At 65.3% G+C, this 12,981-nt stretch carries 12 protein-coding genes; all 12 read left to right on the top strand.

The genetic code is table 11. The annotated features are described in order from the left end of the window. The first annotated feature begins 5 nt into the window (after window positions 1-5). The 12 genes from CFOUR_RS06335 to CFOUR_RS06280 all read left to right on the top strand — a co-directional run bounded on the left by CFOUR_RS06335 (window position 6) and on the right by CFOUR_RS06280 (window position 12,974). A complete protein-coding gene (locus CFOUR_RS06335) occupies window positions 6-1,268 on the top strand; it encodes a phosphotransferase (RefSeq protein ID WP_085958057.1) in 1,263 nt (420 codons plus the stop codon). Window positions 1,269-1,279: 11 nt separating this feature from the next. After that, entirely contained in the window at window positions 1,280-2,641 is a 1,362-nt protein-coding gene (locus CFOUR_RS06330) for a replication-associated recombination protein A (protein WP_085958056.1), read from the top strand. A 73-nt stretch (window positions 2,642-2,714) separates the two neighbouring features. Then, a complete protein-coding gene (gene alaS / locus CFOUR_RS06325) occupies window positions 2,715-5,381 on the top strand; it encodes an alanine--tRNA ligase (RefSeq protein ID WP_085958055.1) in 2,667 nt (888 codons plus the stop codon). Between the two features lie 169 nt (window positions 5,382-5,550). Beyond that, on the top strand, window positions 5,551-6,039 hold the full coding sequence (gene ruvX / locus CFOUR_RS06320) for a Holliday junction resolvase RuvX (protein WP_085958054.1): 489 nt from the start codon (window positions 5,551-5,553) through the stop codon (window positions 6,037-6,039). Window positions 6,040-6,062: 23 nt separating this feature from the next. Continuing rightward, window positions 6,063-7,190, top strand: coding sequence for an endolytic transglycosylase MltG (gene mltG, locus CFOUR_RS06315; RefSeq protein WP_085958053.1), 1,128 nt, complete (start codon window positions 6,063-6,065; stop codon window positions 7,188-7,190). A 2-nt stretch (window positions 7,191-7,192) separates the two neighbouring features. Beyond that, a complete protein-coding gene (locus CFOUR_RS06310; protein WP_085958052.1) occupies window positions 7,193-8,011 on the top strand; it encodes a shikimate dehydrogenase in 819 nt (272 codons plus the stop codon). Between the two features lie 10 nt (window positions 8,012-8,021). Beyond that, window positions 8,022-8,447: a prepilin peptidase gene (locus CFOUR_RS06305; RefSeq protein ID WP_085958051.1), complete on the top strand. Its 426-nt coding sequence runs from the start codon at window positions 8,022-8,024 to the stop codon at window positions 8,445-8,447. A gap of 37 nt (window positions 8,448-8,484) precedes the next feature. After that, window positions 8,485-9,708, top strand: a complete 1,224-nt coding sequence (aroC, locus tag CFOUR_RS06300) for a chorismate synthase (RefSeq protein ID WP_085958050.1) — start codon at window positions 8,485-8,487, stop codon at window positions 9,706-9,708. 155 nt (window positions 9,709-9,863) lie between these two features. After that, window positions 9,864-10,379 (top strand): shikimate kinase, encoded by a 516-nt coding sequence (locus tag CFOUR_RS06295; protein ID WP_085958492.1) that lies wholly within the window; start codon window positions 9,864-9,866, stop codon window positions 10,377-10,379. 17 nt (window positions 10,380-10,396) lie between these two features. Continuing rightward, window positions 10,397-11,449, top strand: coding sequence for a 3-dehydroquinate synthase (gene aroB, locus CFOUR_RS06290; protein WP_085958049.1), 1,053 nt, complete (start codon window positions 10,397-10,399; stop codon window positions 11,447-11,449). Further along, complete coding sequence (gene aroQ / locus CFOUR_RS06285; protein ID WP_085958048.1) at window positions 11,449-11,883, top strand: type II 3-dehydroquinate dehydratase; 435 nt, start codon at window positions 11,449-11,451, stop codon at window positions 11,881-11,883. The genes aroB and aroQ overlap by 1 nt, the downstream gene beginning before the upstream one ends. Continuing rightward, a complete protein-coding gene (locus CFOUR_RS06280; RefSeq protein ID WP_085958047.1) occupies window positions 11,883-12,974 on the top strand; it encodes a M24 family metallopeptidase in 1,092 nt (363 codons plus the stop codon). The genes aroQ and CFOUR_RS06280 overlap by 1 nt, the downstream gene beginning before the upstream one ends. Window positions 12,975-12,981 lie beyond the last annotated feature (7 nt).

Here is a 12,981-nt window from a genome sequence, read left to right as displayed (position 1 = left end):
CTGGCATGGCTGATACGCCAGAGATCGTCCGCGCAGCCGCCGACATTTTGACCAAGCGCTACGGCGGCGAGCAGGAGCTTGTCGACGTCGAGCGGCTCGACGGCTCCGGTCTTGCCGACGTGTTTCGCGCGAAGGTGGTGAACAACCCCTTTTTCCAGCACCGCTCGGTGGTGGTGAAGCACTCGCCGGCGACCGGCGACGAGCTCGCTGATGCGGCGTTTCTGCGCGAGACGGTGGCGTATCAGTTTGCGACGTCGCTAAGCGCAGATGTGCGCCCGGGCCCAGTCCTGCTGGGATACGACACCGCGCAGCGCATTTTGATCATTTCCGATTTGGGCGACGGGCAAACCCTGGCGGATGCGTTGCAGGACGCGGACCCGGAGACCCATGTGGAGTTGCTGCGGCTGCTCGGCCGCGCGCTGGGCAAAATGCACGCAGGCACCGCGGACGAAGAAGACGCGTTCAACGTGTTGTTCCAGCGCATGATGCGTTCGCGGCCGAACGCGGCGAACCTGCAGCTGTTGCGCGACCGGCTGCTGTCGCACCGGATCCGCATCGGCATGGAATTCTTGGAGCGCGCGGGAATTGAGATCCCGGGAGAGGTGCGGTTCGCCGCCACCAACGTGCGCACCCGGCTGCTGCGCGGCGGCATGCGTGCCTTCACCCCGTTCGACCTGACCCCGGACAACATCATCCAGACGGACAAGAAGTTCCACTTCTTGGACTACGAGTGGGCGGGGTTCCGCGACGTCACGTTCGACGTGGCATTTGTGGTGGCGCGCTTCCCCGTGTTTTTGGCGGCACAGCCGTTCAACGCCGCTGCCACGGAGGCGTTCGTGGATGCGTGGGTCAGTGAGGTCCGCGGCATTTGGCCGAGTGTGCAGCACCCTGACACGTTGCAGGCCCGCATCACGGCAGGCCTGATCGGCTGGGCGATGAGCAGTGTGTCCATGCTGGATCCGGTCAGCCCCGCTGAGGTCGTCGAGCACGATGCGAAGCTGAAAGCGGACTTTGCTGCTGCCGGGCTCGACGTGTCCGCGCTGGGGCCGTTGGAGGAGGCTGTCGAAACGGACGACGCCAGCTCTGAGGCAGCCGGGGATGTGCTGCGGCCGCACTCGCACGGGCCGTTTACGGCGGACGAGGTGCTGGTGCGGCGGGATCTGCGAGAGACGTTTGAGTCTCTGGCCGCGTTTGCCGGCACCGGAAAGGATCCGGCGTACCAAACCATTGCCGAGTTCGGCCGCACATTGGCTGAGCGCCTGCGATAGGGAGGTGTGAGGTGGACCAGGAGGGGCTGTTCGCCGCAGCAAACGACCGCAGCGGTGGCGCGGATTCTGGAAACCGGGGAACGAGCTTCTTTGAGGCCGGCGCATCGGCCCCGCTCGCAGCCCGGATGCGCCCGCGCACCCTTGACGAGCTCGCGGGCCAACGTCACCTGCTTTCTGAAGGCAAGCCGCTGCGCAGGCTGATCGACGGCTCCGGCGCTGCCTCGGTGATCCTCTACGGACCGCCGGGCACTGGCAAGACCACCATCGCATCGTTGATCGCCTCTGCGATGGGCCAGAACTTCGTGGCTCTATCCGCGCTTTCCTCCGGTGTCAAGGAGGTGCGCGCCGTTATCGACGACGCGCGGCGGGACCTCATCCGGGGCGAGAAAACCGTGCTGTTTATCGACGAGGTGCACCGTTTTTCCAAGACGCAGCAGGACGCTCTGCTCGCGGCGGTGGAAAACCGCACGGTGCTGTTGGTTGCGGCGACCACCGAAAACCCGAGCTTCAGTGTTGTTGCTCCGCTGCTGTCGCGCTCGTTGCTGCTCAAATTGGAGTCGTTGGACGCCTCCGAGCTCGCGGGGGTGCTTGAGCGCGCGATGGCAGATGAGCGCGGATTTGGCGGCGAGTACTCGCTCGACGACGCCGCCCGCGATCAGCTTGTCCTCCTCGCCGGCGGGGACGCCCGCCGTGCATTGACCTACCTCGAGGCCGCCGCCGAGGCAGTGCAGCCGGGCGAGACCATCACTGTCGAGACCGTCAAAAACAACGTCAACCGCGCTGTGGTGCGCTACGACCGCGACGGAGACCAGCACTACGACATCGTCAGCGCGTTTATCAAGTCCATCCGCGGCTCCGACGTCGACGCAGCGTTGCACTACCTCGCACGCATGATTGAAGCGGGGGAGGATCCGCGTTTTATCGCGCGCCGGTTGGTCATCCACGCCTCCGAGGACATCGGCATGGCGGACCCCACGGCGCTGCAAACCGCCACTGCGGCGGCGAATGCGGTGCAGTTCATCGGCATGCCGGAGGGACGCCTCGCTCTCGCGCAGGCGACGATCCACTTGGCTACAGCTCCGAAGTCGCCGTCGGTGATCAAGTCCATCGACCACGCGCTTGCAGATGTGCGGGCCGGACATGCGCCGCCGGTGCCGGCACACCTGCGCGACGGGCACTACGAAGGCGCGAAAGCCATGGGCAACGCGGTGGGCTATGTGTATCCGCATGATGATCCGAAGGGCGTCGTCAAGCAGCAGTACATGCCTGACGGCCTCGAGGACGCCGTCTATTACGAACCCACCGATCACGGGGCAGAACGCCGCATCAAAGATTTCATCGGCCGCCTTCGCGCGCTCGTCCGCGGGCGGTGAACCCTGGCGGCGCACGGTGGCGGGGTAGAGTAAGCCCGGATAAAAACCGGCGCACTTGAAAGGACACCGAAGCGTGCAGACCCATGAGATCCGAGAGCGGTTCACCAACCACTTCGTCAAGGCTGGCCACACCCCGGTGCCGAGTGCCTCGCTGATTCTGGACGATCCGACGCTGCTGTTCGTCAACGCGGGCATGGTGCCGTTCAAGCCGTACTTCTTGGGCGACCAGACCCCGGACTTTGAAAACGGCACCGCAACCTCCATTCAGAAGTGCGTGCGCACCCTGGACATCGAGGAAGTGGGCATCACCACCCGCCACAACACCTTCTTCCAGATGGCCGGCAACTTCTCCTTCGGCCAGTACTTCAAGGAAGGGGCCATCACCCACGCCTGGACGCTGCTCACCGGCTCCGTCGACGAGGGCGGGCTGGGACTGGACCCGGAGCGTCTGTGGGTCACCGTCTACCTCGACGATGACGAGGCCGCATCCATCTGGCGCGACAAGATCGGTGTACCCGAAGAGCGCATCCAGCGCATGGGTATGGAAGACAACTTCTGGTCCATGGGCATTCCCGGCCCCTGCGGTCCGTGCTCTGAGATCTACTACGACCGCGGCCCCGAATACGGCAAGGACGGCGGTCCGGTCGCGGACGACAACCGCTACATGGAGATCTGGAACCTCGTGTTCATGGAATCCATCCGTGGCGAGGGCGACAAGAAGGGCAACTTCGAAATCGTCGGAGAGCTGCCGCAGAAAAACATCGATACCGGCCTTGGCATTGAGCGCGTGGCCTGCCTGCTGCAGGGCGTGGACAACGTCTACGAGACTGACCTGCTCCGCCCCGTCATCGACGCAGCGGTCGAACTGACCGGTTCCAAGTACGATGCCGGTAATAAGGACGATGACGTGCGCTTCCGCGTGATCGCCGATCACGCGCGCACCAGCATGATGATCATCCTTGACGGCGTGACCCCCTCCAACGAGGGCCGCGGCTACATCCTGCGCCGCCTGCTGCGCCGCATCATCCGTTCCGCACGCCTCTTGGGCGCTACCGGCCCGGTGATGGAGACGTTCATGAACACCATCATGGACACGATGACCCCGTCCTTCCCGGAGATCGCGGAGAACCGCGAGCGCATCCTGCGCGTTGCCATCGCCGAAGAAAAGGCCTTCTCCAAGACGCTGGAAGCGGGTACGACGCGTTTCGACGAGGCCGCGTCGGCCGTGGCCGCATCCGGAGCCAAGGTCCTGCCGGGTGCGCAGGCCTTCGAGCTGCACGACACCTACGGCTTCCCGATCGACCTGACCGTGGAGATGGCCCGCGAAGCCGGGCTGGACGTGGACATGGACGCGTTTAATGCTGCGATGCAGGAGCAGCGCGAGCGCGCAAAGGCGGACAACAAGGCGAAGAAGCACCGCAACGTCGACGAGTCCCTCTACCGCGAATGGGTCGACGCCAACCCCACCGAGTTTGTGGGCTACGACCAACTCGTCCACGACGGCACCGTCATCGGGTTGGTGCGCGACGGCGAGAAGGTCGGCGAAGTCTCCCAGGGCGATGAGGTTGAGGTCATCCTCGACGTCACTCCGATGTACGCGGAGTCCGGCGGCCAGATGGCCGACCGGGGCCGCCTGGTCATGGGGGATACGATCCTCAACGTCAACGACGTGCAGCGCGTGGGCAAGAAGCTGTGGCTGCACAAGGCGACGGTGCAAAACGGCGGGCTGGACCTCGGCTCCACCGTCACTGCCGAGGTCGACGGCGCATGGCGCCACGGCGCGCGCCAGGCGCACTCGGCGACGCACCTCATCCACGCCGCAATCCGGCAGGTGCTCGGTCCGACCGCAGTCCAGGCTGGTTCCTTGAACAAGCCGGGTTACCTGCGCTTCGACTTCAACTACACCGACCAGCTCACGGATGCGCAGCTGCAGGAGATCGCCACCATCACCAACCAGGCCGTGGACGCGGACTTCGCAGTCAACACGATTGAGACTTCGCTCGAGCACGCGAAGGAGATGGGGGCGATGGCGTTGTTCGGCGAGAACTACGGCGACGTCGTGCGCGTGGTGGAGATCGGCGGGCCGTTCTCCATCGAGCTGTGCGGCGGCACCCACGTCGAGCACGCGTCCCAGATCGGCCCGGTCGCTGTGCTCGGCGAGTCCTCCGTCGGCTCCGGCGCGCGCCGCATTGAGGCCTACTCCGGCATGGACTCCTTCAAGTTCCTCTCCAAGGAGGCCGCGCTCGCGTCTGGCCTTGCCGCGGAGCTGAAGACGCCTACCGACGAGCTGCCGGACCGCATCGCGCAGCTGTCCGAGCGTCTGCGCGCGGCGGAAAAGGAGATTGAGAACCTGCACCGTCAGCAGCTTCTCGCCTCCACTGCAGGGTTGGCGAATGAGGCCGAGACGGTGGGCACGCACCGCGTCGTCGCCAAGCAGCTGCCCGAAGGCATCAACACCGGCGACCTGCGCACGATCGCAAACGATCTGCGCGGCAAGCTGCAGGCCGAAGACGCCGTGATCGTGCTGATGTCCACCGTGGGCGGCAAAGTCTCCCTCGCCGCAGCGGCGACGCCGCAGGCAGTTCAGTCCGGTGTCAAGGCAGGCGACCTGGTCAAACTGGTCGGCCAGTACGTCGACGGCAAGGGCGGAGGCAAGCCCGATCTGGCGCAGGGCACCGGATCCAACGCCGCCGGCATCGATGACGCGCTGCGGGCGGTGCGTGACAGCCTCGCCGGCTAAACCGACGCTGTAATCCGTGACACGCCGAGGAACCGACCCACTGGTTCCTCAGGTAACGGTTAGTTTTAACTAAGGCCTGGCGGCTGGGTCGGTGAACACGGCCAGTGTTCAGGGCCATTGGTCGCCGACGGCCGAAGTCGCAGGCATCGCAGACGGAAAGGAATCGCGGATGAAGGTGCAGCCGGACACACCGGGTCTGGACGATCCAGGCTCGGGCCGACGCATCGGCATCGATGTAGGAACCGTCCGTATTGGCGTGGCCGCCTCCGACAAGGACGCCACGCTGGCCACGCCGGTGGAAACGGTTCGCCGGGTCACCGGATTTAAAGACCGCGACGGCGACGATATCGAACGCCTGCTCCAGATCATCGACGAGATGGACGCGGTGGAAGTTGTTGTCGGCCTGCCTGCGAACCTGAACGGTGACGGATCCAAAAGCGTCAAACACGCCAAGGAAATTGCGTTCCGCATCAAGCGGCGCAGCGACGTCCCGGTCAAAATGGCCGACGAACGGCTGACCACAGTCGCCGCCACCCAAGCGCTTCGCGCATCGGGTGTGCGGGAAAAACAAGCCCGCTCCGTGATTGACCAAGCGGCTGCGGTGGAGATTTTGCAAACCTGGCTGGACGGCCGCAAAAACTACCTCAAGGAGAACTAACCGTGTCCACACGACAAGCCGCCATGCGGCGCACTCGGAGCACCGCGATACTGGTTGCCTCGCTCCTGCTGATTATTGGCCTCATCGCCTGGATCGCCGTCGCCCGCGGCTCTTCCGCATCGGACTTCCAGGGATCCGGCAACGGCGAAGAACAGGTAGTGCAGATCAAGGAAGGCTCGAGCCTGTCCGCACTGGGCCCCGAGCTGGAGGACCGCGGCATCGTCGCCTCCGACAACGCGTTCCAAACTGCCGCGGCCAACAACGCCAACTCCGACAACATCCAACCGGGCTTTTACCGTCTCGAAGGTGAGATGAGCGCCGATTCTGCCGTGGAAGCGCTGCTCGACCCCCAGAAGCGCATCAACCCGCTGCAGGTCTACGGCGGTGCAACGCTGATGGACATCAACATCCTCGGCGGCCAGACGCGCACGGGCATCTTGTCCATGATCCAGCAGTCCGCGTGCGGCGAGAAGCCGACCTCCGATTGCGTGAAGTTGGAGGACCTGAACAAGGTCGCGGCTGAGGCCGATCCGGCAGATCTCGGTGTGCCGGAGTGGGCGCGCGAGACCGTGGCCGGGCGCGCCGGCGACGCCAAGCGCCTCGAAGGCCTGATTGCGCCGGGCGAGTACATCATCGACCCGCACGCGTCCGCGGAGGAGATCCTCACCGACCTGATCACTCGTTCCGCCGAGCAGTACGAGTCCACGGACATCGTCGGCCGCGCCAAGAACCTGAACCTCACACCGTACGAGCTGCTCACCGCTGCCTCCCTTGTGGAGCGCGAGGCGCCGGCGGGAGAGTTTGACAAGGTTGCCCGCGTGATCCTGAACCGCCTAGAGGAGCCGATGCGCCTGGAGTTCGACTCCACGGTCAACTACGGCCTGCCGTCGGTGGAGGTCGCCACCACCGACGAGGACCGCGGCCGCGTCACCCCGTGGAACACCTACGCCATGGATGGCCTGCCGCAGACCCCGATTGCGTCGCCGTCGATCGAGGCAATCGAGGCGATGGAGCACCCGGCTGAGGGCAACTGGCTGTTCTTTGTCACCGTGGATAAGGACGGCACGACGATCTTCAACGACACCTTCGAGCAGCACATGAACGACACCCAGCGCGCTGTGGATTCGGGCGTGCTCGACTCCCAGCGTTAACCGTGACTGTGACCCACCGCGCCGCTGTCCTCGGCTCGCCGATCGAGCACTCGCTGTCCCCAGTGCTGCACAGTGCCGGATACGCAGCGGCGGGCCTTGCTGGGTGGGACTACACCCGCATCCAGTGCGAAGCGGACGACCTGCCGCGTGTTGTGGGACAGGCCGGCGACGCATTCCGCGGGTTCTCGGTGACTATGCCGTGCAAGTTCGCAGCATTGGAGTTCGCAGATGAAGTGACCGACCGTGCGCGGGAGATTGGCTCGGCCAACACGCTCGTGCGCACCGAAACGGGGTGGCGGGCGGACAACACCGACTGCGAAGGCGCGCAGGTAGCGCTGCGCGAACTCGTAGGCGAGCGACCCCTCGACAACACGGTAGTAGTTGGCGCGGGCGGCACCGCCCGCGCCGTGATGTGGGCGCTGCGCGAGATGGGCTGCCAGCAGGTCACTTTGGTCAACCGATCGGACCGCAGCGCCGAGTACGCGGAACTTGCCGCGGGCATGGACGTGACATTCACCGGCTTCGACGCAGACCTCGAAAAAGTGGCGATGGACGCGGACGCGGTGGTCTCCACCGTGCCGGCGGACGCGCTTCGCGAGCATGCGGCTGCACTGGCCCATGCTCCCGTCTTCGACGTGATCTACAACCCGTGGCCCACCCCGCTGGCTGTGCGTGCCGCATCCAACGGGTATGCGGTCGTTGGTGGGCTGTCCATGCTCGCGGGGCAGTCGTACGCCCAGTTCGAGCAGTTCACCGGTAGAAAGGCACCGCGCGAAGCGATGCGCGGCGCGCTGTTGCAGCACTGGGAGTATTCCCGCTAACCTGCAGCGTATGGGGGATGGGGGAATTGCCACTTGGGTGGCGGTCGCCGCATTTGCTGCGTGGACTGCGATGTTGTGCGCGACCGATGTGCGACAACGACGCCTGCCGGACGCGCTGACGGTGCCGCCCGCACTGGCTGCGCTTACTGCCTGCCTGTGGTGGTCGGCGCTTGCATGGGGGCTTGTGTGGGCAGGGTTTTACTTCTTTGCTGGCCGTGGCATCGGCGGGGGAGACATCAAGCTCGCAGTTCCGCTCGGCATTGCCTGCGCCGCCGTGGGTGGCCCCCTTGGAGTGTTTGCCGCGATGGGCTTGGCCGGACTGTTCACGGCGACGGCCGCAGCGGCTCTTAAGCGACGGACGGTGGCGCACGGTCCGTCAATGCTGGGGGCCTGCTGGGCCGTGTTTCTTGTTTTGTGTATCTATTTCGGGGATTGAAGGCTGTTGTGCGCAGCGCTTGTGCAAGAATGTCGCCATGCTTCTTTGGACAACGGCCGGAGAATCGCACGGCCAAGCCCTGATCGCGATGGTGGAAAACGCGCCAGCAGGCGTCGAAGTGCGCAAGGAAGAGATCGCGCACCAGCTTGCGCGCCGCCGGCTCGGCTACGGGCGCGGTGCCCGCATGAAGTTTGAGGCCGATGAGCTGACGCTGCTCACCGGTGTGGTGCACGGGGTCTCCATCGGCGGCCCCATCGCCATCCAGATCGGTAACACAGAGTGGCCGAAGTGGACCACCATCATGTCTGCCGAGCCGGTGGACATGCAGGACCCTGAGGTGGCCAAGGCGATGTCCTCGGGCAGGGGAGCCTCGCTGACTCGGCCGCGCCCCGGGCACGCTGATTTTGCGGGCATGATCAAGTACGGGTTCGACTCCGCGCGTCCGGTGCTGGAGCGCTCTTCCGCACGTGAGACGGCGGCGCGCGTGGCCGCGGCAACCGTTGCACGCAGCCTGCTGCGCGAAACGCTCGGGGTGGAGGTGTTTTCGCACGTGATCTCCATCGGCGAGTCAGCGCCGTACGCGGGTCCGCATCCCAGCTTCGACGACATTGAGGCTATCGACGCTTCCCCGGTGCGCGCCTACGACAAAGAGGCCGAAGCAGACATGGTCGCTCGCATTGAGGACGCGAAGAAGGACGGCGACACACTCGGCGGCATCGTCGAGGTGATCGTGGATGGCCTTCCTGTCGGGCTCGGCTCCCATGTTTCCGGGGAACGCCGCCTCGACGCGCGGTTGGCCGGCGCGCTGATGAGTATTCAGTCCGTCAAGGGCGTGGAGGTCGGCGACGGCTTCGAGGAGGCGCGACGTCGCGGCTCCCAGGCGCACGACGAGATGGTGCGCAGCGCCGCTGGCATCGAGCGCGCCACCAACCGGGCTGGCGGGCTTGAAGGCGGCATGACCAACGGCGAGCAGCTGCGTCTCCGCGCCGCGATGAAACCGATTTCTACGGTGCCCCGTGCGCTGAAGACGGTTGATATGTCCACCGGCGAGGCGGCGACGGGCATCCACCAGCGCTCCGACGTATGCGCGGTGCCCGCAGGCGGCGTTGTCGCTGAAGCGATGGTTGCTCTCGTGCTCGCTCAGGCTGTGACCGAGAAGTTCGGCGGAGATACTGTGGATGAGGTCCGGCGCAACGTGGATGCGTACCGCGCGTACGCTGCTAAGCGGCTGGCGTTCGCCCAAGAGGAGGATATGGCATGACCACCCCGGCCGGGGGAGCCCCGGCAGACATCGTGAACGACCTGGTGGACGATCTCGCACCTGATGCAGCGGGCGAAGGCGATGCCGTGCACGTCACCCCATTCGACGAGAACGACGCGCCGAGCGCGACCGAGCTCGTCGAGGCGGCGCCTGCCATGGTGTACGCCTCGCCCCGAGTGGTGCTCGTGGGCATGCCTGGAGCTGGCAAGTCCACCATCGGCCGCCGCATCGCCAGCGCGCTGAACTTGCCGATTGTGGACTCGGACGTGCTTATCGAGCAAGGCGAGGGCAAGGCCTGTGGCGAGGTCTACGCCGAGCTCGGCGAGGAAGCCTTCCGCAAGCTCGAGGTGGGCTACGTCGCCCGTGCGTTGGCCACCGGCGGCGTGGTCAGCCTCGGCGGCGGCGCCATTGTCACCGAAGAGGTGCGCACTTTACTGCAGCGTCACACTGTGGTGTGGATCGACGTCAGCGCGGAGGAGGGCATCCGCCGCACCTCAGACGACGAGTCGCGCCCCGTGCTTCAAGGTGACGACCGTCAGCAGCGCTACCGCAACCTGCTGGCGCAGCGGGAGCCCTTTTACCGCGAGGCGGCAACCTTCCGCGTGCGCACCGACGAGCGCCCGCCCCAGCGCGTGGTGGCGGAGATTCTCGGTTTCATCGAAGTGGACTAGGACTAAAAGGACTACTCATGGCTGTTGTCGAGGTAACCGGGCCGAACCCGTATTCCATCAGTATTGGTCGCGACAACTTGCCGGAGGTGGTCCAGCGCGTCGAAAGTACCGGTGCCCGCCGGGCACTGGTCGTGCACCAGGCGCCGCTGCAGCAGGTGGCGGACGAGCTTGCCGCGCGGCTGCGCGAGGCGGGCATCGTACCGGTTGCGGTGCGCGTGCCCGACGCAGAGGCAGGCAAGGACCTCGACGTCCTCGCCGGGCTGTGGGAGACTCTGGGCAGTAACGGATTCTCCCGCCAAGACATCGTGATCGGCCTCGGCGGTGGCGCGGTGACCGACCTCGCGGGGTTTGCGGCGGCGACGTGGATGCGCGGCATCAACGTGGTGCAGGTGCCCACGACCTTGTTGGCCATGGTGGATGCGGCGGTCGGCGGGAAGACTGGCATCAACACCGCGGCGGGCAAGAACCTCGTCGGCGCGTTCCATGAGCCGGATAGCGTGTTTATCGACCTGGGCCGCATCGACACGCTGCCACGCGAGGAGGTCGTCTCCGGCTCTGCGGAGCTGATCAAGACCGGTTTCATCGCGGATCCACGCATCTTGGAGCTGTACCGCGACGGCGCGCAGAAGCATTGGGCGGAGTTGGTCGAGCGCTCGGTGGCGGTCAAAGCGAACGTGGTGGGCCAGGACCTCAAAGAGTCCGGCCTGCGCGAGATCCTCAACTACGGGCACACCCTGGGCCACGCCATCGAGCGGCGCGAGCGTTACACCTGGCGCCACGGCAATGCGGTGGCGGTGGGCATGATGTTTGTCGCCCACCTTGCCAAGAACAGGGGGCTTATCGACGCACCTTTGGTGGACCTCCACCAGGAAATCCTGACCGGTGCCGGCCTGCCCACCCGCTATGAGGCCGGCGCCTTCGACGAGCTGCACGATGCGATGCTGTTGGACAAGAAGAACCGCGACGGTCGCATCCGCTTTGTCGTGCTTGACGGCCTCGGCTCATGCACGAGGCTCGAGGACGCCACCGTCGACGAGATGCGAGCGGCGTATGAGGAGGTGTCGGAGTAATGAAGGTGTTGGTGCTCAACGGGCCGAACTTGAACAGGTTGGGCAAGCGGCAGCCGGAAATCTATGGGGCGACCACGCTTGCGGACGTCGAAAAGCAACTGCTCGCACAAGGCGCGGAGTTGGGGGTGGACGTGGAGTGCCGCCAATCCAACCACGAAGGCCAGCTGATCGACTGGGTGCATGAAGCCGCGGACAACGCGTGGGCCGTAATCATTAACCCCGGCGGATTTACCCATACCTCCGTCGCGCTGCGCGACGCGCTGGTAGAACTAGGGGATCACCACGGCTTCATCGAGGTGCACATTTCCAACGTGCATGCCCGTGAGCCGTTCCGGGCGCATTCGTACCTTTCCCCGATCGCAGTCGGCGTCATCGCCGGATTGGGGGTGGAAGGCTACCGGCTCGCGCTGGACTACTACGCAAGGAGGCACTGATGGCATTGGCAGATACGCGTTTTGAAGACCGCCGACGCAAACTTTCCACGAAGCTGGCGGAGCGCCGCATCGACGACATGCTGGTCACGCATTTGACCCACGTGCGATACCTGTCCGGATTTTCCGGTTCCAACGGCGCGATGCTCATCTCCAAAGACCGCACCGCCGAAATTGCCACCGACGGGCGTTACACCACCCAGATCGCTGAAGAGGTCCCCGACATTCAGGCGACGATCCAGCGCAATGTCGGCGTCGCCATGCTCGAGCGGGCACCTCAAGGCCACCGCGTCGGTTTCGAGGCCGACTACCTTTCTGTGGCCCAGCTGGAGAAGCTGCACGAGGCGTGCCCGGAGGGGGTCATCCTGGTGCCGGTTAGTGGGGTGATTGAGGATATCCGCTTGATCAAGGACAATCTTGAGCTGACACGTCTGACCGAGGCAGCGGAGCTGTCCGTGCAGGCGTTGGACGAGATGGTCCAGGCGGGGCAATTGCGTGCCGGCCGCACCGAGCGCGACGTGGCGGCGGACCTTGAGTACCGCATGCGTGTGCTCGGTTCGGAGCGGGTCAGCTTCGACACCATCGTCGCCTCCGGGCCGAACTCCGCGAAGCCGCACCACAGCGCCGGCGACCGGGTCATCGCAAACGGGGACCTGGTCACGATCGACTTCGGCATGCACCGCCTCGGCTTCAACTCCGACATGACCCGCACGTTCGCAATCGGCGAGATCGGTGCGCTGGAGCGCGAAATCTACGAAGTCACCCTGGCTGCCCAGCTCGCCGGCGTAAAGGCGTCGGTGCCCGGCGCCAAGCTCGTAGACGTGGACAAAGCCTGCCGCGACGTCATTGAGCAAGCCGGCTACGGGGAATACTTCGTGCACTCCACCGGCCACGGCGTGGGCTTGGACGTGCACGAGGCCCCGAGCGCGGCCAAGACTGGAACGGGCGAGCTGGTCGAGGGCATGACGCTGACCATCGAACCCGGCATCTACATCCCCGGCAAGGCGGGCGTGCGCATCGAGGACACGCTGATCATCACCTCTGCCGCACCGAAGGTGATCACGGAATACCCTAAGGATTTGGCCGTGCTGTAACATTGCT

The organism is Corynebacterium fournieri, assembly GCF_030408775.1.
GTDB classification, from domain to species: domain Bacteria; phylum Actinomycetota; class Actinomycetes; order Mycobacteriales; family Mycobacteriaceae; genus Corynebacterium; species Corynebacterium fournieri.
The sequence above is the reverse complement of the archived record's forward strand: the minus strand, read 5'-3'. Positions and strand labels throughout refer to the sequence as shown.